The organism is Nonomuraea sp. NPDC001636, assembly GCF_040298265.1.
Classification (GTDB): Bacteria; Actinomycetota; Actinomycetes; order Streptosporangiales; family Streptosporangiaceae; genus Nonomuraea.
In genome coordinates, this window is sequence record NZ_JBEOZT010000024.1 from 44,936 (window position 1) to 64,684 (window position 19,749).

Genomic DNA, 19,749 nt, shown 5'->3' on the forward strand with positions numbered 1-19,749 from the left:
ATGACCGGACGCCTAACTTCGCCGTCCGACAATGAAGCGACAAGCCGGTGCCGGAACGCCCTTGCCAGTCCGTTCCGGCACACGGCTTGTTCTCTTTCCGCAGCCGCTCAGAGCCGGTTGAGGCCGAGCACGTGCAGCACGGCCCGGCCCTCCTCGTCGGAGGCGGTCAGGTCGACCTGCGCGTCGATGCCCCAGTCGCCGTCGCCGGCCGGGTCCTTGATCGTCTGGCGCACCCGCCACAGGCCGCTCTCCTCCTGGATCCGCAGCAGCGCGGGCCCGCGCGCGTCGGCGTCGGTGAAGATCTCCTCGTGGTCGGCGTAGTACGCGTCGAGCGCCGCGCCCCAGTCGACGTCGGGGGCCAGCTCCTCCAGCTCGTCCTCCTTCTCGACGGCGCACAGCTCGACCAGCCGGAACATGGCGTTGCGCACCAGCACCCGGAAGGCCCGCGGGTTGGCCGTGACCGGCCGCACCTTGGTCTCCAGCTGCGCCTGGCGCTCCAGCGCCTCCTCGGGGTTGGTCAGCTTCTCCCACTCGTCGATCAGCGACGAGTCGACCTGCCGGACCAGCTCGCCCAGCCACTCGATGAGATCGACCAGGTCCTCGGTCTTCAGGTGCTCGGGGACCGTGCGCGACAGCGTGCGGTAGGCGTCGGCCAGGTAGCGCAGCACCGTGCCCTCGGAGCGGGCCAGCTCGTAGAACTGGATGTACTCGCCGAACGTCATCGCGCGCTCGAACATGTCGCGCACCACCGACTTCGGGCTGACCGTGTAGTCGCCGACCCACGGGTGGCCGCGCCGGTAGGTCTCGTACGCCCCGAGCAGCAGGTCGTCGAGCGGCATCGGGTACATGACCTCGGCGAGCGCCTCCATGCGCTCCTCGTACTCCATGCCGTCGGCCTTCATCTGGGCGACCGCCTCGCCGCGCGCCTTCTTCAGCTGCGCCGACAGGATCTGGCGGGGGTCGTCGAGGATGGACTCGACGATCGAGACCATGTCCAGCGCGTACGAGGGCGACTCGCGGTCGAGCAGGTCGAAGGCGGCCAGCGCGAACGTGGACAGCGCCTGGTTGAGCGCGAAGTCCTCCTGCAGCTCGATCGTCAGCCGGGCCCGGCGGCCCTGCTCGTCGGGCTCGGCGAACTGCTCGACGATGCCGCCGGCCAGCAGCGACCGGTAGATGGCGATGGCCTGGCTGATGTGCCGCCGCTGCCACTTGCGGTCTTCGTGGTTGTCGGTGAGCAGGTGTCTCATCGCCTGGAAGCAGTCGCCCGGCCGGTTGATCACGGCCAGCAGCATCGCGTTGCTCACCTTGAAGCGGGAGTTGAGCGGCTCGGGCTCGGCCTGCTGCAACTTCTCGAACGTCTCCTCGCTCCAGCCGACGAACCCCTCCGGCGGCTTCTTGCGCGCGTAGCCGCGCCGCCGCTTGGGGTCGTCGCCGATCTTGGCCAGCGCCTTGGCGTTCTCGATGTCGTGCTCGGGGGCCTGGCAGGCGACGTAGCCGATGGTGTCGAAGCCCGCGCGCCCGGCCCGCCCGGCGATCTGGTGGAACTCGCGGGCGCGCAGCCGGCGGACCTTGTTGCCGTCGTACTTGGACAGGGCGGTGAACAGGACCGTGCGGATGGGCACGTTGACGCCGACGCCGAGCGTGTCGGTGCCGCAGATGACCTTCAGCAGCCCCGCCTGGGCCAGCCGCTCCACCAGCCGCCGGTATTTGGGCAGCATGCCCGCGTGGTGGACGCCGATGCCGTGCTTGACCAGCCGCGACAGCGCCCGGCCGAACCGGGTGGTGAACCGGAAGCCGCCGATCATCGCGGCGATGGCCTCCTTCTCGGCCTTGGTCGCCATGTTGATCGACATGAGCGCCTGGGCCCGCTCCATGGCCGCGGCCTGCGTGAAGTGCACGACGTAGACGGGGGCCTGCCCGGTGGTGAGCATCTCCTCCAGCGTCTCGTGCAGCGGCGTCATCCGGTAGGAGTACACCAGCGGCACCGGCCGCTCGGCGTGCTTGACCACCGCCGTGGGCCGCCCGGTGCGCCTGGTCAGGTCGCGCTCGAACATCGACACGTCGCCGAGCGTGGCCGACATCAGCACGAACTGCACATTGGGCAGCTCCAGCAGCGGCACCTGCCAGGCCCACCCGCGGTCGGGCTCGGCGTAGAAGTGGAACTCGTCCATCACGACCTGGCCGATGTCGGCCCCCGCGCCGTCGCGCAGGGCCACGTTGGCCAGGATCTCCGCCGTGCAGCAGATGATGGGCGCGCCCGGGTTGACGCTGGCGTCGCCGGTCATCATGCCGACGTTGGCGGTGCCGAAGACGGCGCACAGGTCGAAGAACTTCTCCGACACCAGCGCCTTGATCGGCGCGGTGTAGAACGTGCGCACGTCACGAGTCAGCGCCGCGAAGTGGGCCCCGGCGGCGACCAGCGACTTGCCCGACCCGGTCGGCGTGGCGAGGATCAGGTTGCTCCCGGAGACGACCTCGATGAGGGCCTCCTCCTGGGCGGGATAGAGCGTGAGCCCCCGTTCGGCGTTCCAGGCGACGAACGCGTCGAATATGACGTCGGGGTCGGCGTCGATGTCTTCCGGCAGGCGGTCAACGAGAAGGCTCACGTATCTATCCTGCCGAAGTTTGCCGGGTGGTCGAACCCGCCGCCCCTACCGGAGGTCGAGTTGCATCAGCACGGTGTCGATCCAGCGGCCGTGCTTGAACCCCACGTTGCTCAGCCGTCCCGCCTCCTTGAACCCGAAGGCGGCGTGCAGCCGCAGCGAGGCGGGCTCGCCGCCGTCGGCGATCACCGCGATCAGCGAGCGGGCGTCGGTCGCCGACGCCCGCTCGATCAGCTCGCCCAGCAGCAGGCGGCCGAGCCCGCGGCCGGTGCGGCCGGGCGCCAGGTAGATCGAGACCTCCAGGCTGTGCCGGTAGGCGGGCTTGGGCCGGTACTGGCTGAGGTAGGCGTAGCCGGCGACCGCGCCGGTGAGTGCGCCGCCGTCCGTGCCGCCGTTGGTGCCGCCGTTGGTGCCGCCGTCTGTGCCGTCGTCCTCGGCCACCAGGAAGGGCAGCCCCGCCGCGGCGAGCGCCGCCGCCTTGGCCCGCCACTCGTCGGCCCCCGGCGGCGTCTCGTCGAACGTGGCCACGCCGCCGGTCACATAGTGGGCGTAGATGGCGGTCACGGCGGGCACGTCGGCCTCGGTCAGGTCACGGATCGTCGTCATGCCGCCCGATTGTGGCCGGGACGCGTTTCGCCGGTGTTACGGGCGGGCCTTCGGCGCCGTCAGCAGCAGGCCGCCGAGCACCGCGAGCACCGCCAGGAACGGGCCGCCGCCCGGCACGAAGCCGCCTGCGGTCAGCGTCAGGATCCCGGCCCCGACCAGCCCCGCGGCCACCAGCATGACCCCGCGGCCGGCGGTCCCGTACGGCAGCGACGGCGGCGTCTCGAACCTCGCGAACGCCCGCACCAGCCCCCACATGACCAGGCACAACATCCCGAACCACACCGGCCACCCGGCGAACCAGAACAGGCTGCCCGGCTCCGGCGTCTCCACGCCCAGCAGGACCACGACCACGCCGGTCACGGCGAACAGCGCGGGCATGTGCCACAGGTAGACCGTCATGATGCGCGGGCCGGCCCAGTCCAGGACGCGGCGCAGGGGCAGCCGGACCAGCCAGGGGCGCAGCAGCACGGCCAGGCCGATCTGGCCGATGCCGACGGCCATGATGGCCAGCGTGGGCGGGGCCATGTTGGACACCTCGGCGCCGGGCAGGCCGATCATGCTGCCGGGGTAGGGGCCGAACCCGACCAGCAGCGCCGCCACGCCGAACCCGCCGGCCGCCAGCAGCGCGGGCAGCCGCACCCGGCCCTCGGCGTAGAAGAAGCCGATCTGGTGGACGGCCAGCCACACGAAGACGATGTTCACGTAACCGGCCGCCTCCAGGCCGGTCGAGAAGCGCACGACGTCCGTCAGCACCGCCCCGGCCGCCAGCGCGACGGGGACCAGCACGCCGAACCTGCGGTGCAGGCGCAGCGCGTACGGCGTGACCGTGACCGCGATCAGGTACACGGCCAGGAACCACAGCAGCTGCCCGGTCAGCTTGGCGCCCACCGCCAGCGGCTGCTCCGGCACCCCCAGCGTGAGCAGCACGTGGGGCAGCGGGATCCACACCGCCGCCAGCGGCAGCAACGGCCAGGCCAGCCTGCGCAACCGCCCGGCCAGCCACGCCTGGTCGCTCTTGACCGACCGGCCGCGGCTGATCGCGTTGGCCGCCCCGCCGGCGAAGAACACCAGCGGCATGACCTGGCTGAGCCACGTCACCACCCACACCCCCGGCGTGGACAGCGCGTTGCCCGTGGTCAGCCGGCCGCCCTCGTAGGACAGGACGGGGATCGTCCAGTGCTGGAGCACGATGAGCGCCATGCCGAGCACCCGCAGCAGGTCGATGAACGGGTCCCTGGCCGTCGCGCGCGGCGCCCGTACCGGGGCGGGACGATCGAGCAGGACGGTCATGGGGGAGCCTCGTTTCGAGCGGGGGAGCGGATGACTCAAGGCTTCCGTCCCGGACGCTCCGGCACACTGCCGCGGGCCGCCGTCTTCAGGTCAAGATCACACCACCATGGGGGGTAGGGCCAGCCCTACCCCCGGACGCCTGCGTACCGGCTCGTACCGCTGCGCCGGGGGACTTAGCCTTCATGGCATGCGCTCCCTGATGAGGCGTGTCCTTCTCGACACCCGCTACACGCTGGTCGGTTTCCCGACGGCCGTCATCGGCTTCGTGACCATGGTCGCCGGTTTCGCCGCGGGCGTCGGCACCGCGGTCGTGTGGATCGGCGTGCCGCTGCTGGCCGGCACGCTCCTGGTCGCGAGGGGCTTCGCCGACGCCGAGCGCGGCTGGCTCTCCGACGTGCTCAAGCGCCCGCCGGTGCGGCCGCGCTACCGTCCGGCGCCCGAGGGGGCGGGCCGCTTCCGCCGCATCGTCAACCCGCTGACCAACGGCCAGTCGTGGCTCGACCTGCTGCACGGCATCCTGAACTTCCCGTTCGCCGTCCTGTCGTTCGTGGTGACCGTGGTGTTCTGGGCGATCCCGATCCTCGGGCTGACCTACCCGCTCTACGGCCTGGTCACCTCGCGCATCCCCGGCAACGCGGAGCTGCCCCAGCTGCTCGGGCTGGGCTCCGGCTACGTGGTGAACACGATCTTCTACGTCTCGCTCGGCCTGGTCTTCACGTTCGTCCTGCCGTTCATGGTGCGCGGGGCCGCGCTGGTCAGGGCCGGGCTCGGCCGGGCGCTGCTGACCGGCGTCGCCGAGTTGCAGGAGCGCATCGACGACCTGGCCGAGGGCCGGGCGGCGGCCGTGTCGGCCGAGGCCAACGCGCTGCGCAAGCTGGAGCGCGACATCCACGACGGCCCGCAGCAGCGCCTGGTCTCCCTGGCCATGGAGCTGTCCAGGGCGCAGCGGCAGCTCGCCAAGGACCCCGAAGCCGCCTCGGCCACCATCAGCTCGGCGATCAGCGCCACCCGCGAGACGCTCGACGAGCTGCGCGCCCTCTCGCGCGGCATCGCGCCGCCCATCCTGTCCGACCGCGGCCTCGCGCCCGCGCTGGCCGCCCTCGCCGGACGCTGCACGGTGCCGGTCGACCTCGACGTGCAGATCGTGGGCCGCTTCCAGGCGGCGACCGAGAACGCGATCTACTTCGTCTGCGCGGAAACCCTGACCAACGTGGCCAAACACAGCCGCGCGACCATCTGCACGGTTCAGCTGCTCCGCATCGGTGACGTCCTCATGCTCACGATCGGGGATGATGGTGTGGGCGGCGCACACGTCGCCAAGGGACACGGCCTGGCCGGTCTGGCCGACCGGCTCCGGGCCGTCGACGGGGAGCTCACCGTCAGGTCGCCGGACGGCGGGCCGACGGTGATCGTGGCGGAGGTGCCGTGCGCGTAGTCGTGGCCGATGACGCGGTTCTGATCAGGGAGGGCCTGGTCAGGCTGCTGGAGGAGTTCGGCTGCGAGGTGGTCGCCACCGTGGGGGACGGCGACGCCCTCGTGGAGGCGATCGTCGAGCACAGACCCGACGTGTCGGTGGTCGACGTGCGCATGCCGCCGTCGTTCACCGACGAGGGGCTGCGGGCGGCGGTCGAGGCCCGGCGCCGGGTGCCCGGCGCCCCGGTGCTCATCCTGTCGCAGTACGTCGAGGTCTCCTACGCCGACGACCTGCTCGCCGACGCCCGTGGCGCGGTGGGCTACCTGCTGAAGGACCGGGTCGTCGACGTCGACGAGTTCCTGGAGGGCCTGCGGCGGGTGGCGGCGGGAGGCACCGTGTTCGATCCGCAGGTGGTGTCCCAGTTGATGGTCCGCAGACGCAAGGACGACCCGCTGGCGCAGCTCACGCCGCGCGAGCGCGAGGTGCTGGGGCTGATGGCCGAGGGCAAGTCCAACCCGGCCATCGGACGGCAGCTCGTCATCAGCGACGGCGCCGTGGAGAAGCACATCAGGAGCATCTTCAACAAGCTGGGCCTCTACGCCGACGACAGCGACCAGCATCGCCGCGTGCTCGCCGTGCTGGCCTACCTGAGGTCCTGAGGTCCTGAGGTCCTGAGGTCCTGAGGCCGACCGCCTGAGGTTGACCCCTCGGCCGGGCCCGCCGTGGAGCGTGCGCCGCTCTCCGGCCCCTCCTGGCCCTACGAGGGGTCGCCGGCCGGTCCGCGCGACGTGGCGCGCGGACCCGGCCGCCCGGTCCTAGCCGAGCGCGTCGACCAGCTTCTTGCGCTGCTGGGCGCCGAGGCCGCCGAGACGGCGCTTCTCGTCGACGCCGGCCTCCTCCATCAGCGCGGTGGCCTTGGCCGGGCCGACGCCCTTGACGGCGCGCAGGGCCTGGGACACCTTGATCTTCTTGGCGATGTCGTCGTCGCGCTCCAGGAGCTGGGCGAAGGTCAGCTCGCCCGCCTTGACCTTGGCGAGCAGAGCCGTGCGGGCGGCACGGGCCTCGGCCGCCTTCGCCAGAGCCGCCTGACGCTGCTCGGGGGTGAGAGTGGGAAGTGCCATCTCGTTCTCTCCTCGGGGAGTTGGGTTCGGGAAACTGTTTCCCGTGGTGCAGTGGCTAATCATGGCGGATACCAGCGGTTCGTGTTGCGGAAAGCGCCCGCTCAACGAGTCCGCCACACCAGGGCGGCCGCTTCGGCGCACGCGACGTCCTGGCTGATCGTGCCGCCGCTGACCCCCACGCCCCCGGCCACCCGTTCCCCTTCGCCGTTGTCCGCCCAGAGGGGGATGCCACCCCCGAAACAGACGAATCTGTCACCAGTCAGACCGAAGAGCTCGCCGCCCGGCGCCACCAGCGGAGCGAGGTCCGCGGTGGCCGCGCGAAGGGCCACCGACGTGTACGCCTTGCCCGGCGCGAGCACCGGCCCGGCGATCTCCGCACCCGCCATACGCTGGAAAGACACCAGATTTCCGCCCGCGTCCACGACCGCCACCGAGACCAGCGCGCCCTCCCGGACGGCCTGCTTCAGAGCGGCCTCGGTCATGCGGAGCGCGAGTTCGAGATCCACGCGTTCCCACCCCCGTCGATGATCATGAGCGCGCCGGGCCCTTCCATCCGTACAGCGCCGGGGGAGGGGGGCGCAAGATCGCCTGGTCGGGGCTCGTACCGCTGGAAGTTATTGCAAGATTTTCCTCTTGAGGGTGGAATGCGTCACATTTCGTGATCCGGGCGTGTCGGCGCCCTGGTCGGGGCCTGTTTCGCGCCATCTCTCCAGCCCTTCGGGGGTCAGGAAGGCGTCGAACACCGACTCCATGGCCCCCAGCAGGGCGGCGCGCCAGCCCAGCGCGGCGGCCTCGATCCGGGGCGGACGCTCCCGCCGGATGGCCATCAGCGCGGGCCGGCAGGAGTCCGTCAGGGCCTCGCCCGCGCGCTCCAGCAGCGCGACGCCGTGCCCGGAGAGCGTGACGACCTCCGGGTCGTGCGCGTTGACCAGGGCGGCGATGCCCCGGCCGAGCGCGCGGGCCCCGGCCTCGACCGCCTCCGGGCTGCCGGCCAGCACCTCCTCCGCCTGCGCGCGGCCCCGGCCGCCGCCGTGGGCCAGGCCCACGTGGCGCAGCAGCGCGTTCGCGCCCACCTCCTGGCCCCAGCAGCCGGTCGCGCCGCACGCGCACGGCCGGTCGCCGCCGCCCAGCGGCATGTGGCCGAACTCGGCGCCGGGGCCGCTCGCGCCGTCCAGCGGCCGGCCGTCCACGACGAGGACGCCGCCGAGGTCGAAGTCCACGTGCAGGTGCAGGCCCATCCGCACGCCGCGCAGCCGTCCGCGCCGGGCCTCGGCCAGGGCGGCCAGGCCCGTGTCGTTGCCCACCAGGACCGGGTCAGGGCCGGCCGGCCGCCACGCGAGGCCCAGCAGCCGGGGCACGTCCACCGACCGCCAGCCCAGGTGGGCGATGTCCACCAGCCCGTCGTGCCGGACCGGGCCGGCGAGGGCCACCCCGAGGCCGACCACCCGCCGCGACAGGTGGTCGGACACCGCCTGGCCGAGCGAGGCCAGGGCGCCCTCCGGGGTGCCGTCGTGCGGCTGGACCTCCAGCACGCTCACCCGTCCGCCCAGCTCGCAGGCCGCCAGCTCCCAGGCGTCCTCGCGCACGTCGGCGGCCAGGGCCAGCGGGCCCAGCGGGTGGGGGCCGGGCACCTGGGTGGGCCGTCCCCTGGTGTGCCCGGCGGCGGGCTCCTCGTGCAGCAGGCGGTCCTCGGCCAGGCCCGCGACCAGCACCGACGCCGTGCCCCTGGCCAGGTTGAGGTCGCGGGTGAGCTGCGACCTGGTACGGGTCGCCGCGCAGTCGTGCACCGCGCGCAGCAGCCGGACCCGGTTGTGCGCGCGAAGTTCGCCGCTCGTCGTAGCACTTTTCACAACTCCCAGCTTATGCTCTAGGCGTGAACAAAAGCCTCATTGATGCCAGACGGGCACGTGTCGGAGTCTTCGGTCTCTTCTCCCTGAGCGGATTCGTGATGGGTCTGTGGGCGGCCGGCCTGCCCTCGTTGAACGACCGCCTCGGCCTCGGCGCTGCCAGGCTGGGCACCGTCCTGTTGCTGATCTCCGGCGGCGCGCTGGTGTCGATGCTGGTGGCCGGGCGGCTGGTGGACAGGTGGTCCAGCCGGCGGGTGTCCTGGATCGGCGGGCCGTTGTCGGCCGTGCTGCTCCTCGGGCCCGCGCTGGCCCCCTCGTACGGGCCGCTGATGGCGCTCGCGCTGGCGTTCGGGATGGGGCTGGGGGTGGTCGAGGTCGCCATCAACGCCCACTCCGTCGAGGTCGAGCGGGTCTACGGCCGGCCCATCATCTCGGCCTTCCACGGCACGTGGAGCCTGGGCGGGGCGGCCGGTGGCGTGCTGACGTCCCTCGCGCTGCGGGCCTCGGTCGACCCGCAGGCGCTGCTGGTGGCGGGGGCGGTCGTCGTCCCGTTCCTGTACCTGCTGGCCTGCCGCCTGCTGCTGCCCGACGCCGCCCGGCAGGCCGGCGAGCAGGCGGACGGCGGCGAGGGCGGCGGCACGCTGAAGTGGGCGCTGATCGCGCTGCTCGGGGTGGCGGCCTTCGCCGGGCACCTGAGCGAGGGCGCGGCCATCGACTGGGCCGCCCTGCACGCCCGCTGGGTGCTGCACACCGACCCGGCCGACGCGCCGCTGGCCTACACGATCTTCTCGGTCGCGATGACGACCGTCCGCCTGCTCGGCGACCCGATCAGGGCCAGGCTGGGCTCGGTGCGCACGATCCAGCTCGCCGGCGGCTTCGCCACCCTGGGGTACGTCCTGGTGCTCCTCGCCCCGGCGCTCGGCGGGCCGCTGCGCGTGGTGTGCGCGTGGACCGGCTGGGCGCTGGCCGGCGTGGGGCTGGCCACGGTCGTGCCGGTGCTGTTCAGCGCGGTCGGCGCGGCGGGTGGACCGGTGGGCCGCGCGCTGGCCATGGTGACGGCCTTCGGCTACAGCGGGCTGCTGCTCGGCCCGGCGGTCCTCGGGTACGTGGCCGAGGCCACGGAGTCGCTGCCGGTCGCCCTGATCATCCCGGCCGTCCTGGCCGCCGTGGTCGCGCTCAGCGGCGCCCCGGGGATCCGCCTGCTCACCCGGCAGTCGCCGCCCGCCCCCGTCCCCGCCGAACGTCCCGCGTAGCGGCCGAACGCCCCGCGTGGCGGCCTGAACGTCCCCCGGGCTCTGAGCCGCTGACGCGCCCGCTTCCCCGAACCCCGGGGGAGCGGGCGCTCTACTTCCTCCATATGCCCGCTGACCTGGCGTTATGGGATCGTGACTTGACCCTGAAGTGAGGGCCCGGTTTCATGTGCGAAACACGGTAAACGTTTACAGACATTTTCCCGTAAACGTTTACCTTCTTGGAAGGACAGCCTTGGCCGACGGACCCACGATCACCACGATCGCCGAGCGCGCCGGTGTCTCGATCGCCTCCGTCTCGCGGGTCCTCAACGGCCTGCCGACCAGGCAGGAGACCGTGCGCAAGGTGATGGCCGCCGCCGACGAGCTGGGCTACGTGCGCAACGCCGTGGCCAGGTCGCTCAAGTCGCGGCGCACCCACCAGGTCGCCTTCGCCATGGCCGACGTCGGCAACCCCGCCTATCTGGCGATGCTGCGCCAGATCCAGCCGGTGCTCAAGGCGGCCGGCTACCGGCTCGTCCTGCACTCGACCGACGCCGTCGTGGCCGACGAGATCGACGTGCTGCACAGCCTGGGCGAGCGGTACGTGGACGGGCTGATCATGAGCCCGCTCCGGGTCACCGACGCCCACCTGCAGATGCTGGCCGCGGCCAGGGCGCCCGTCGTGATCATCGGCACGGTGCCGGAGGGCACGCCGGTGGACAACGTACGGGCCGACTCGCGCACCGGCGTCAAGCTCGCCGTCGACCACCTGCACGCGCTCGGCCGCCGGCGCATCGCGCTGGTCAACGGCCCGCCCGACACCTGGCCCGGCGCCTCGCGCGGCGCGGCCTACCGCGAGGCGCTGGAGCAGCTCGGCCTGCCCTACGACGACGACCTGGTCCAGATCGGCGACTTCTACCGCGCGCAAGGGGGCCGCGCGGTGGCCGAGCTGCTGGACCGGGCCCCCGACGTCGACGCGCTGATGTGCGCCAACGACCTGATCGCGCTCGGCGCCCTCGACGTGCTGCGCGCCGCCGGCCGCCGGGTGCCCGAGGACGTGGCGGTGGTCGGCATGGACGACACCGACCTGGCCGCCGCGTCCTGGCCGTCGCTGTCGAGCGTCTCGCTCGGCTCGGCCGAACGCGGCAAGGCCGCCGCCGAGCTGCTGCTCGACCGCCTGAACGGCGACGACGCCGCGCCGCGCGTGATCACCGTTCCGCCGCGCCTGGTGGTGCGGGCCTCGACGGCGGGCGAGACCTACGGACATGAGGGAGGCAGGACGTGACCGCGACCGTGACGACGGCGGCACCGCCCCGGCGCCCGCCTACCCGGCGGCGTCCCAAGTCGCGCGGGAACCGCGAGATGTGGCTGCTCATGCTGCCCGCGCTGGTGCCCGTCGCGCTGTTCAGCGTCGGCCCGCTGCTGTACGGCATCGGCCTGGCCTTCACCGACGCCCGCAACACGCGCGTCCACGAGACCAGCTTCGTCGGCCTGGAGAACTTCGGCCGGCTGCTCACCGACGACGACTTCTGGGCCTCCTTCCGGATCGGCGCGATCTGGTCGGTCTCGGTGACCGTGCTGCAGTTCCTGGCCGCGCTCGGCCTGGCGGTGCTGCTCAACCAGAACCTGCGCTTCAGGACCCTGGCCCGGGTGCTCGCGGTGGTGCCGTGGGCGATGCCGCCGGTGGTCATCGGCCTGATGTGGAAGCTCGTCTACCACCCCGACGCGGGCATCCTGAACAGCCTGCTCGGCACGCACGTCAACTGGCTGGCCGACTTCTCGCTCGCGCTGCCCGCGATCATCGTGGTGGGCGTCTGGACCGGCATGCCGCAGACCACCGTGGTCCTGCTCGCCGGGCTTCAGGGCATCCCGAAGGAGCTCTACGAGGCCGGCGAGGTCGACGGCGCGGGCCGCTGGCGGCGGTTCTGGAGCATCACGCTCCCGCAGCTGCGGCCGGTGATCGTGTCGATCACCTCGCTCGACTTCGTGTGGAACATCAACCAGTTCGGCCTGGTCTACGTGCTCACCCAGGGCGGGCCCGGCGGCCAGACCCGGCTGCCGATGTTGTTCGCCTACGAGGAGGCGTTCCGCTACCGGATGGCCGGATACGCCTCGATGCTCGGCCTGGCCATGGCGATCGTCGTGCTCACGGTGCTCGGCCTGTACCTGTGGCGCCAGATGAGGGAGACCCGATGAGACGCGCCCCGCAGTACGTCGCGCTGGTCGCGTACATCGTCTTCCTGGCGTTCCCGCTGTTCTGGCTGCTGTCGACGGCGCTGAAGACGCCCCAGGAGATGGCGCTGGCCGACCCGACGTGGCTCCCGCGCGAGCCGACCCTGTCCAACTTCGCCGACGCCTTCGGCGAGCAGGACCTGATCGGCGCGGCCGGCCGCAGCCTGGTCGTGGCGCTGTTCAGCAGCGTGATCACCGTGCTGATCTCGCTGCCGGCCTCGTACGCCATGGCCCGCTACCGCAGCCTGCTCAACAAGGTCGCGATCGGGTGGGTGCTGGTCAGCCAGGTCTTCCCGTTCATTCTGATCATCATCCCGCTCTTCATGATCCTGCGGGATCTGGAGCTGGTGAACACCCTGCCGGGGCTCGTCGTCGTGCACGTGACGTTCACGCTGCCGTTCGCGCTGTGGATGCTCCAGGGCTACGTGCGGGCCGTGCCGCGCGAGCTGGAGGAGGCCGCGGCCGTCGACGGCGCGACCCGGCTGCGCTCGATCGCCAGCGTGGTGGCGCCGCTGCTCGCGCCCGGCGTGGTGGCCACGCTGCTGTTCTCTTTCATCTCGTCGTGGAACGAGTTCCTGTTCGCGCTCGTGATCCTCCAGGACCCCGACGTGATGACACTCCCGCTCACGCTGGTGCGGTTCACCGGCCCCGAGGGGGTGGCCAGGCTCGGCCCGCTGGCCGCGGCGTCGCTCATGGCGACGATCCCGAGCCTGATCTTCTTCGCAATCATTCAGCGGCGACTGAAGTCCGGCCTGATGGCCGGCGCCGTGAAGGGCTAGTAGGAGGCTCATATGCGAATCAAGTCCGCATTGGCGGCGGCGGCCGTCGTCGCGTTCGCCGCCGCGTGTGGCGGCAGCGGAGGAGGGGGCGGCGGAGAGGCCGCCTCGTCCGGCGAGCCGGTGAAGCTCAACTTCCTCAGCCTGGCCTGGCAGAAGGAGTCCGTCGCGGCCAACAAGCAGATCGTCGACGAGTGGAACAAGGCCAACCCCAAGACCCAGGTCACCTACGTGCAGGGCAGCTGGGACAACGTCAACGACCAGCTCGTCACCCAGTTCGCCGGCGGCACCGCGCCCGACGTGATCCACAACGACTCGCCGGCGCTGGCCGGGTTCGCCTCCGACGGCTACCTGCTCGACCTGACGAGCAAGCTGCCCGCCGACCTCAAGGGCGACATCCCGCAGTCCGCCTGGGACACCGTCACCTTCAACGGCGGCAAGGGCGAGCAGGGCATCTACGGCGTGCCGTTCCTGCAGGAGTCGCAGGTCATCATCGCCAACAAGAAGCTCCTGGACGCCTCCAAGGTGCGCGTCCCCACCGCGGACAACCCGTGGACCTGGGACGAGTTCTCCGAGGCCGCCAAGAAGATGACCAAGGGCGGCACGTTCGGCGTGGCCTGGCCGATGAAGTCGCCGGTCAACAAGACGCTCAACCTGGCGCTCAACTTCGGCGGCACGTTCTTCCAGACCGCCGACGGCAAGACCACGGTCAAGGTCGGGCCGGAGGAGCGCGAGGTGCTCCAGCGCATCCACGACCAGCTCTACAAGGACAAGTCCGCCGACCCGGCCGCGCTCGGCCAGGGCACCGCCGACCCGCTGCCCGCCTTCTACAAGGGCAAGTTCGCGCTGCTGCCGGCCGGCGTCTACCTGCGCCAGCAGGTCGCCGAGCAGGCCCCGGACGACTTCGACTGGGTGACGCTGCCCGCGCCGAAGGGCACCAGCGCCCAGCAGGGCGCGGTCTCGCAGACGCTGTCGATCGCCCAGGACAGCAAGCACCCGGACGAGGCCATGAAGTTCATCTCGTTCTTCCTCAACGGCGCCAACCAGGCCAAGCTCGCCAAGGGCGACTGGCTGCTGCCGACCTCCCAGACGGCCGCCGCCGACCCGGCGATGACCACCCAGGACAACGGCTGGGACGTCGCCACCGCCTCCGCCAAGAACCTGGTCGTGGCCCCGTTCCTGAAGGTGAACGGCTTCGACGAGTGGAAGAGCAAGGTCGCCACGCCGGTCCTCCAGGAGTACTTCGCCAATAAGATCACCATCGACGACGCGGCCAAGCGGCTCGTCGAGGACGGCAACCAGGTCTTGGAGCGGTACCAGCAGTGACTCATCGCCTGAGGGCCCGGGGGTGTCTGCTCGGCCTGGCGGCCGGCGACGCCCTCGGCGCCCCCGCCGAGAACCTGTCGCCGTCGGAGATCCGGCGGCGGTGGGGCCGGCTCACCGAGATCGAGGGCGGCGGCACCGACGACACCGAGTACGCCATCTTCGCCGCCTCCCTGCTCGTCCGGCACGGGCACGCCCTGACCGCGGCCGACGTCGCGCGGGCCTACCGGCAGGAGATCATCCCGTCGGTGACCGGGCCGATGCGCGGCGCCGGGTTCTCCGAGCTGGGCACGATCGAAGCGCTCCGCCGGGGGCTGGAGCCGCCGCTGACCGGGCGCGTCCACCAGCACGGCTGGTCCGACGGGCTGGCCATGCGGGCGGCGCCGTACGGGATCTTCTGCCCCGGCGACCCGGCCGAGGCGGCCCGCCTGATCGAGCAGGACGGGCTGGTCAGCGGGTCGGGCGAGGGCATACTCGGCGGCCGTGCGGTCGCCGGGGCCGTGGCCGCCGCCATGGCGGGCGGCACGCCCGCCGAGGCCGTGGCCGCCGCGCTGTCGGTGATCCCCGCCGACTCCTGGACGGCCCGCGCGATCGTCAGGGCGCGCGACGTGCTCGCGACGGGCGCGGACGACGAGCTGGCCCTCATCGAGGCGCTGCACGAGGCCGTCGTGGTCCGGCACTACCCCTGGACCGACCTCGCGCCCGAGGCCGTCGCGCTGGCGCTGGGCGCCGTCCTGGCGGGCGGCGGCGAGGTGGAGGCCACGGTGACGTTCGGGGTCAGCCTGGGCCGGGACGCCGACACGATCGGCGCCATCGCCGGCGCGGTCGCCGGCGCGATCCAGGGAGAACAGGGCGTGCCCGGCCGATGGGCCGCCCGGATCGGCCCGGTGAGCGGGAAATGCCTGCCCGTCGTGGCCGGAAGACACGTGCTGGACGTCGCCGACGAACTGGCGGAAGGACTGTAGATCATCATGTCGGGGGACAGAATCAGGGGGGCCTTCATCGGGCTCGCCGTGGGCGACGCCGCCGGCTGGCCCGCGGCCAGGCACCGCGCCGCCCTGCACGCGCCCTGGAGCCGGCGCCTGCACCGCGAGCTGGACGCCTTCGCCGAGGAGCACCGGGTCACCACGCTGCCGGTGCCGTTCGCGCTCAACCAGCCGATCGCGCCGCTGGCCGTCGGGCCGTCCGACGACGCCGAATGGCTGGCCTGGACACTGCTGACGATCGACCGGCCGCGGGCCGCGGCGTTCCGGGAGCTGACCGGCGTCCGGGCGCGCATCTCGGTGGCCACCGCGCTGGACAACCTGGCCAGGGGCGTCGAGCCGCCGGCCTCCGGGCACGACAACCCCCACCACTTCGACGACGCCGCCGCCGTGCGCGCGGTCGCGTTCGGGGCCCTGGGCCAGGACCCGACCGAGGACGCCCAGGTGACCAACGCCGGGGACGGCCTGCTCGGCGCCCAGGCCATGGCCGCCGCCGTGGCCGCCGCGGTCGCGTCGGGCTCGGTGGGCCAGGCCGTGGAGGCGGCGCTCGCCGTCCTGCCCGGCGACACCGCCATCGGGCACAACGCCCGGGTGGCGCTGGCCGCGGCGCGGAAGGCGGGCGACCCGTTCGGCGCGGTGCCCGCGCTGGACGCCGCGCTGCTCGACCACGTCTACAGCTACGGCGTGGGCGCCGCCCAGACGGTGCCCGTCGCCTTGGCGCTGGCCGAGGCGGCGGAGGGCGACCTGGCCCGCGCCGTCCCGGCCGCCGCCTGCCTGTCGGCGCTCGCCGACTCGGCGCCCGCGCTGACCGGGGCGCTGGCGGGGGCCGCCGGTGGGTACGGCGCGATCCCGGAGGGGTGGCTCGCGCCGGCCCGCACGCTGGCGGGCTGCTGCCTGCCGGAGCTGGCGGGCAAGGATCTGATCGAACTGACGAAGGGAATCGCATGACGCCGCTTGAGGACAGGGCCACTGGCTGCGTGGCGGGGGCGGCGGTCGGTGACGCGCTGGGCGGCGCGACCGAGGGCTGGACCCCCGAACAGATCGTGGAGCGGTACGGGGGCCGGGTCGAGGGCATCGTGCCGCCGTACAACGAGGACTGGCGCAACGCCCGGCCGATCGCGCCGTACCACAAGGGCGACGGGCACATCACCGACGACACCCTGATGACGCACGCCCTGATCCGCGTGTACGAGAAGGTCGGCGGGCACCTGGGCGCGTACGCGATGGCCGACCACTTCGTGCCGGAGCTGATGGGCGAGCGGCGGTGGATCCCCGAGCTGGAGGCCGAGGCGCTGCCGCTGCAGCGGATCTTCCTGGCCGAGAAGTGGATCGTGGCCCGCCTGCACTACGGGCACGTCGACCCGCGCGAGGCCGGCGTCGGCAACATCGTCAACTGCGGCGCGGCCATGTACGTCGCGCCCGTCGGCATCGTCAACGCCGCCGACCCCGACGCCGCCTACGCCGAGGCCGTCGACCTGACCGGGGCCCACCAGTCCAGCTACGGACGCGAGGCCGCCGGCGTGATGGCCGCCGCCGTCGCCGAGGCCATGCGGCCGGGCGCCACGGTCGACTCCGTGGTCGCCGCCTGCCTGCGCCTGGCCAAGGACGGCACCCGCGCCGCCATCGAGGCGGTCTGCGAGGCCGCGGCCGGCGTCGGCCACTGGGACGGCTCCTTCGAGGTGCTGCGCGCGGCCGTACGGCCCTTCGACACGGTCGCCGACACCTACCGCGACCAGGGGCTCGGCGCGCGCCGGCCGAGCCGGGTGCACAGCATCGAGGAGCTGCCGCTGGCACTGGGCTTCCTGGTCGCGGCCAAGGGCGACGTCCGCGACACCGTGCTCGGCGGCGTGAACTACGGCCGCGACGCCGACTCGATCGCCTCCATGGGCGGAGCGATCGCGGGCGCCCTCGGGGGGCTGTCCGCGGTGCCCGCGCAGTGGGTGGAGCAGGTGGGGGCGGCCAGCCGTACCGACCTGGTCGCGCCCGGCCTGGCGATCGCCGAGGTGGCGCGCCGGGTGCACGCCGACGACCTGGCGCGGCGGCGCGCCCACGAGGCCGCCTTCGCCGAGCTGGACGCTCGATGATCAGGCTCACCTGGGTCCAGCCGGAGGACCTGGTCGGCCACGAGCTGCGCCAGGCCGGCGAGGACGGCAGGGGCGACCTGCCGCAGGTGCGCGAGCTGGCCGGACGGTGGCACGCGGCGGGCGGCCACGACGCCCCGCCGCGCGCCGGCGCCTCCGAGGCCGCAGCGGCCCGGCTGCGTCCCCTGGCCGAGAGCCTGCTGGACGAGCTGGCCGCGATCCCCTCGCCGCTGGCCGAGCCCTCCGACCTGGACGCCATCGTCGCCGCCTGCCCCGACTGGCCGTCGGCCCGGACCGCGGCGAAGGCGGACCCGGCGCGGCTGCTGGGCGCCTGGCAGGGACGGGCGGCCGGCTGCGTGCTGGGCAAGCCGGTGGAGAAGATCCCGCGCGCGGGCATCAGGCAGATCGCCGAGGCCACCGGCAACTGGCCGATCACCGGCTGGTTCACCGCCGAGGGCCTGCCAGAGGAGATCGCGCGCAGGTGGCCGTGGAACCGGCGCAGCGCGGTCAACTCGCTGGCCGAGAACATCGACGGCATCCCCGAGGACGACGACCTCAACTACCCGCTGCTGGCGCTGTCCGTCCTGGAGCGGCACGGCCGCGGCTTCACCACCGAGGACGTCGCCAAGCTGTGGCTGGACGAGCTGCCGGCCGGCCGCACGTTCACCGCCGAGCGGGTCGCCTACCGCAACCTGCTCGACGGCTTCGAGCCGCCGGAGACGGCCACCCGCCGCAACCCGTTCCGCGAATGGATCGGCGCCTTCATCAGGACGGACGTCTACGGCTGGGCCAACCCCGGCGACCCCGCCACGGCCGCCGAACTGGCCTGGCGCGACGCCCGGCTGACCCACACCGCCAACGGGATCTACGGCGCGATGTTCGTCGCGGCCATGTGCGCCGCCTCGCTGGTCGCCGAATCGGCGCGGGAGGCCGTCGAGGCGGGCCTGTCGGTCGTGCCGCGCGAGTCACGCCTGCACGAGGCGGTCAGCCTGGCCGTCGCCGACGCCGCCCGCGAGCCGGACTTCGAGCGTGTCATCGACCTGCTGCACCAGCGGCATGGCACGCTGCACTGGGTGCACACGATCAACAACGCCGCGCTGGTGGCCGCCACGCTGGTCCACGGCGCGGGCGACTTCACCGCCACGATCGCGGGCGCGGTCGCCGGCGGCTGGGACACCGACTCGGCCGGGGCCACGGCGGGGTCCGTGGCGGGCGCGCTGAACGGCGGCGTACCGGACCGCTGGCTCATGCGCGACAGCCTGGCCAGCAGCCTGACCGGCTTCGACGGGGTGGGGCTCGGCGAACTGGCGCGACGTACTCAGGAGATGATGGCCCCATGATCTCGGTTTTCGGCAGCGCCAACATGGACCTCGTCGCGTACGTATCCCAGGCCCCCAAGCGGGGCGAGACGGTCACCGGTCACCGGTTCCGGACCGTGCCCGGCGGCAAGGGCGCCAACCAGGCCATCGCCGCGGCCCGAGCCGGCGCGCAGGTGGCCTTCCTCGGCGCGGTCGGCGACGACGCCTTCGGGGCCGAGATGCGCTCCACCCTGGCCGAGGCCGGCGTGGACGTCCGCGGCCTGCGCCAGGTGCCCGGCCCCAGCGGCATCGCGCACATCGTGGTCGACGACGCCGGCGGCAACTCGATCATCGTCGTGCCCGGCGCGAACGGCACCGTGACCGGGCCGTCCGGCGGCGACCTGGCCACGATCGCCGGGTCGCGGGCCCTGCTGCTCCAGCTCGAACTGCCCATGGAGGCCGTCGTGGCCGCCGCGGAGGCGGCCCGGGTCTCCGGGGTGCCCGCCGTCCTGACCCCGGCGCCCGCGCAGCCGCTGCCCGACGAGCTGCTCGACGCGGTCACCATGATCGTCCCGAACGAGCACGAGGCCGCCGACCTCACCGGCCAGGCCGACCCCGACGCCGCCCTCGACGCGCTCCTCGAACGCGTCGAGGAGGCCGTCATCACGCTGGGCTCGCGCGGCGCGCTCTACGGCGCGCGCTCGGGCGAGCGGCTGCGGGTGCCCGCGATCGAGGTCAAGGCGGTGGACACCACGGCCGCCGGTGACACGTTCGTCGGCGCGCTGGCGGTCGCGCGGGCCGACGGGCTGGCCCCGGCCGAGGCGCTGCGCTTCGCCTCGGTGGCGGCGGCGCTGTCGGTGCAGCGGGCGGGCGCCAGCACGTCGATGCCGGTCAGGGCCGAGATCGAGGACGCGTTGCGGGAGCTGTCCTAGCCCGTCCCTTG

18 protein-coding genes are annotated in these 19,749 nt (G+C 72.9%); 12 read left to right on the forward strand and 6 right to left on the reverse strand.

Annotation, left to right across the window (positions count from 1 at the left end):
* Nucleotides 1-107: 107 nt before the first annotated feature.
* Genes ABT158_RS35765 through ABT158_RS35775 form a run of 3 tightly spaced genes read right to left on the reverse strand, consistent with a single transcriptional unit; the run spans nt 108 to nt 4,499 of the window.
* Nucleotides 108-2,606, reverse strand: coding sequence for a DEAD/DEAH box helicase (locus ABT158_RS35765; RefSeq protein WP_352361202.1), 2,499 nt, complete (start codon nt 2,604-2,606; stop codon nt 108-110).
* 45 nt (nt 2,607-2,651) lie between these two features.
* Complete coding sequence (locus tag ABT158_RS35770; protein ID WP_352361204.1) at nt 2,652-3,209, reverse strand: GNAT family N-acetyltransferase; 558 nt, start codon at nt 3,207-3,209, stop codon at nt 2,652-2,654.
* Between the two features lie 36 nt (nt 3,210-3,245).
* Nucleotides 3,246-4,499: an acyltransferase family protein gene (locus ABT158_RS35775; RefSeq protein ID WP_352361206.1), complete on the reverse strand. Its 1,254-nt coding sequence runs from the start codon at nt 4,497-4,499 to the stop codon at nt 3,246-3,248.
* 187 nt (nt 4,500-4,686) lie between these two features.
* On the opposite strand from ABT158_RS35775, the gene ABT158_RS35780 reads away from it, so the two are divergent.
* Nucleotides 4,687-5,934, forward strand: a complete 1,248-nt coding sequence (locus tag ABT158_RS35780; protein ID WP_352361208.1) for a sensor histidine kinase — start codon at nt 4,687-4,689, stop codon at nt 5,932-5,934.
* The gene (locus tag ABT158_RS35785) at nt 5,925-6,572 is read left to right on the forward strand and encodes a response regulator transcription factor (RefSeq protein WP_352361210.1); all 648 of its coding nucleotides are present in this window, start codon (nt 5,925-5,927) and stop codon (nt 6,570-6,572) included. Before ABT158_RS35780 ends, ABT158_RS35785 begins: the two co-directional genes overlap by 10 nt.
* Before the next feature lie 156 nt (nt 6,573-6,728).
* On the opposite strand, the gene mihF is transcribed toward ABT158_RS35785, so the two are convergent.
* The 3 genes from mihF to ABT158_RS35800 form a co-directional block, all read right to left on the reverse strand.
* Entirely contained in the window at nt 6,729-7,034 is a 306-nt protein-coding gene (gene mihF / locus ABT158_RS35790) for an integration host factor, actinobacterial type (RefSeq protein WP_043641121.1), read from the reverse strand.
* A gap of 101 nt (nt 7,035-7,135) precedes the next feature.
* Nucleotides 7,136-7,540 (reverse strand): GlcG/HbpS family heme-binding protein, encoded by a 405-nt coding sequence (locus ABT158_RS35795; protein ID WP_352361212.1) that lies wholly within the window; start codon nt 7,538-7,540, stop codon nt 7,136-7,138.
* Between the two features lie 108 nt (nt 7,541-7,648).
* A complete protein-coding gene (locus ABT158_RS35800; protein ID WP_352361214.1) occupies nt 7,649-8,884 on the reverse strand; it encodes an ROK family protein in 1,236 nt (411 codons plus the stop codon).
* 23 nt (nt 8,885-8,907) lie between these two features.
* On the opposite strand from ABT158_RS35800, the gene ABT158_RS35805 reads away from it, so the two are divergent.
* The 10 genes from ABT158_RS35805 (at nt 8,908) to rbsK (ending at nt 19,738) form a co-directional block, all read left to right on the forward strand.
* Complete coding sequence (locus tag ABT158_RS35805; RefSeq protein WP_352361216.1) at nt 8,908-10,134, forward strand: MFS transporter; 1,227 nt, start codon at nt 8,908-8,910, stop codon at nt 10,132-10,134.
* 232 nt (nt 10,135-10,366) lie between these two features.
* Nucleotides 10,367-11,398 carry a LacI family DNA-binding transcriptional regulator gene (locus ABT158_RS35810; protein WP_352361218.1) on the forward strand — a complete coding sequence of 344 codons (1,032 nt, stop codon included), beginning with the start codon at nt 10,367-10,369 and terminating at the stop codon, nt 11,396-11,398.
* Nucleotides 11,395-12,309, forward strand: coding sequence for a carbohydrate ABC transporter permease (locus ABT158_RS35815; protein WP_352361220.1), 915 nt, complete (start codon nt 11,395-11,397; stop codon nt 12,307-12,309). Before ABT158_RS35810 ends, ABT158_RS35815 begins: the two co-directional genes overlap by 4 nt.
* On the forward strand, nt 12,306-13,124 hold the full coding sequence (locus tag ABT158_RS35820) for a carbohydrate ABC transporter permease (RefSeq protein ID WP_352361222.1): 819 nt from the start codon (nt 12,306-12,308) through the stop codon (nt 13,122-13,124). The genes ABT158_RS35815 and ABT158_RS35820 overlap by 4 nt, the downstream gene beginning before the upstream one ends.
* 12 nt (nt 13,125-13,136) lie before the next feature.
* A complete protein-coding gene (locus ABT158_RS35825) occupies nt 13,137-14,447 on the forward strand; it encodes an ABC transporter substrate-binding protein (protein WP_352361224.1) in 1,311 nt (436 codons plus the stop codon).
* On the forward strand, nt 14,444-15,409 hold the full coding sequence (locus ABT158_RS35830; RefSeq protein ID WP_352361226.1) for an ADP-ribosylglycohydrolase family protein: 966 nt from the start codon (nt 14,444-14,446) through the stop codon (nt 15,407-15,409). Before ABT158_RS35825 ends, ABT158_RS35830 begins: the two co-directional genes overlap by 4 nt.
* A gap of 6 nt (nt 15,410-15,415) precedes the next feature.
* On the forward strand, nt 15,416-16,375 hold the full coding sequence (locus tag ABT158_RS35835; RefSeq protein WP_352361228.1) for an ADP-ribosylglycohydrolase family protein: 960 nt from the start codon (nt 15,416-15,418) through the stop codon (nt 16,373-16,375).
* Nucleotides 16,372-17,511 carry an ADP-ribosylglycohydrolase family protein gene (locus ABT158_RS35840; protein WP_352328141.1) on the forward strand — a complete coding sequence of 380 codons (1,140 nt, stop codon included), beginning with the start codon at nt 16,372-16,374 and terminating at the stop codon, nt 17,509-17,511. The genes ABT158_RS35835 and ABT158_RS35840 overlap by 4 nt, the downstream gene beginning before the upstream one ends.
* Nucleotides 17,508-18,848 (forward strand): ADP-ribosylglycohydrolase family protein, encoded by a 1,341-nt coding sequence (locus tag ABT158_RS35845; protein WP_352361230.1) that lies wholly within the window; start codon nt 17,508-17,510, stop codon nt 18,846-18,848. Before ABT158_RS35840 ends, ABT158_RS35845 begins: the two co-directional genes overlap by 4 nt.
* On the forward strand, nt 18,845-19,738 hold the full coding sequence (gene rbsK, locus ABT158_RS35850) for a ribokinase (RefSeq protein WP_352361232.1): 894 nt from the start codon (nt 18,845-18,847) through the stop codon (nt 19,736-19,738). Before ABT158_RS35845 ends, rbsK begins: the two co-directional genes overlap by 4 nt.
* Nucleotides 19,739-19,749: the final 11 nt, after the last annotated feature.

Coding starts and splice junctions, on each gene's coding strand:
- rbsK (WP_352361232.1), top strand. CDS start 18,845: ATGATCTCGGTTTTCGGCAGCGCCAACATGGACCTCGTCGCGTACGTA.
- ABT158_RS35775 (WP_352361206.1), bottom strand. CDS start 4,499: ATGACCGTCCTGCTCGATCGTCCCGCCCCGGTACGGGCGCCGCGCGCG.
- ABT158_RS35835 (WP_352361228.1), top strand. CDS start 15,416: ATGTCGGGGGACAGAATCAGGGGGGCCTTCATCGGGCTCGCCGTGGGC.
- ABT158_RS35840 (WP_352328141.1), top strand. CDS start 16,372: ATGACGCCGCTTGAGGACAGGGCCACTGGCTGCGTGGCGGGGGCGGCG.
- ABT158_RS35845 (WP_352361230.1), top strand. CDS start 17,508: ATGATCAGGCTCACCTGGGTCCAGCCGGAGGACCTGGTCGGCCACGAG.
- mihF (WP_043641121.1), bottom strand. CDS start 7,034: ATGGCACTTCCCACTCTCACCCCCGAGCAGCGTCAGGCGGCTCTGGCG.
- ABT158_RS35820 (WP_352361222.1), top strand. CDS start 12,306: ATGAGACGCGCCCCGCAGTACGTCGCGCTGGTCGCGTACATCGTCTTC.
- ABT158_RS35770 (WP_352361204.1), bottom strand. CDS start 3,209: ATGACGACGATCCGTGACCTGACCGAGGCCGACGTGCCCGCCGTGACC.
- ABT158_RS35780 (WP_352361208.1), top strand. CDS start 4,687: ATGCGCTCCCTGATGAGGCGTGTCCTTCTCGACACCCGCTACACGCTG.
- ABT158_RS35825 (WP_352361224.1), top strand. CDS start 13,137: ATGCGAATCAAGTCCGCATTGGCGGCGGCGGCCGTCGTCGCGTTCGCC.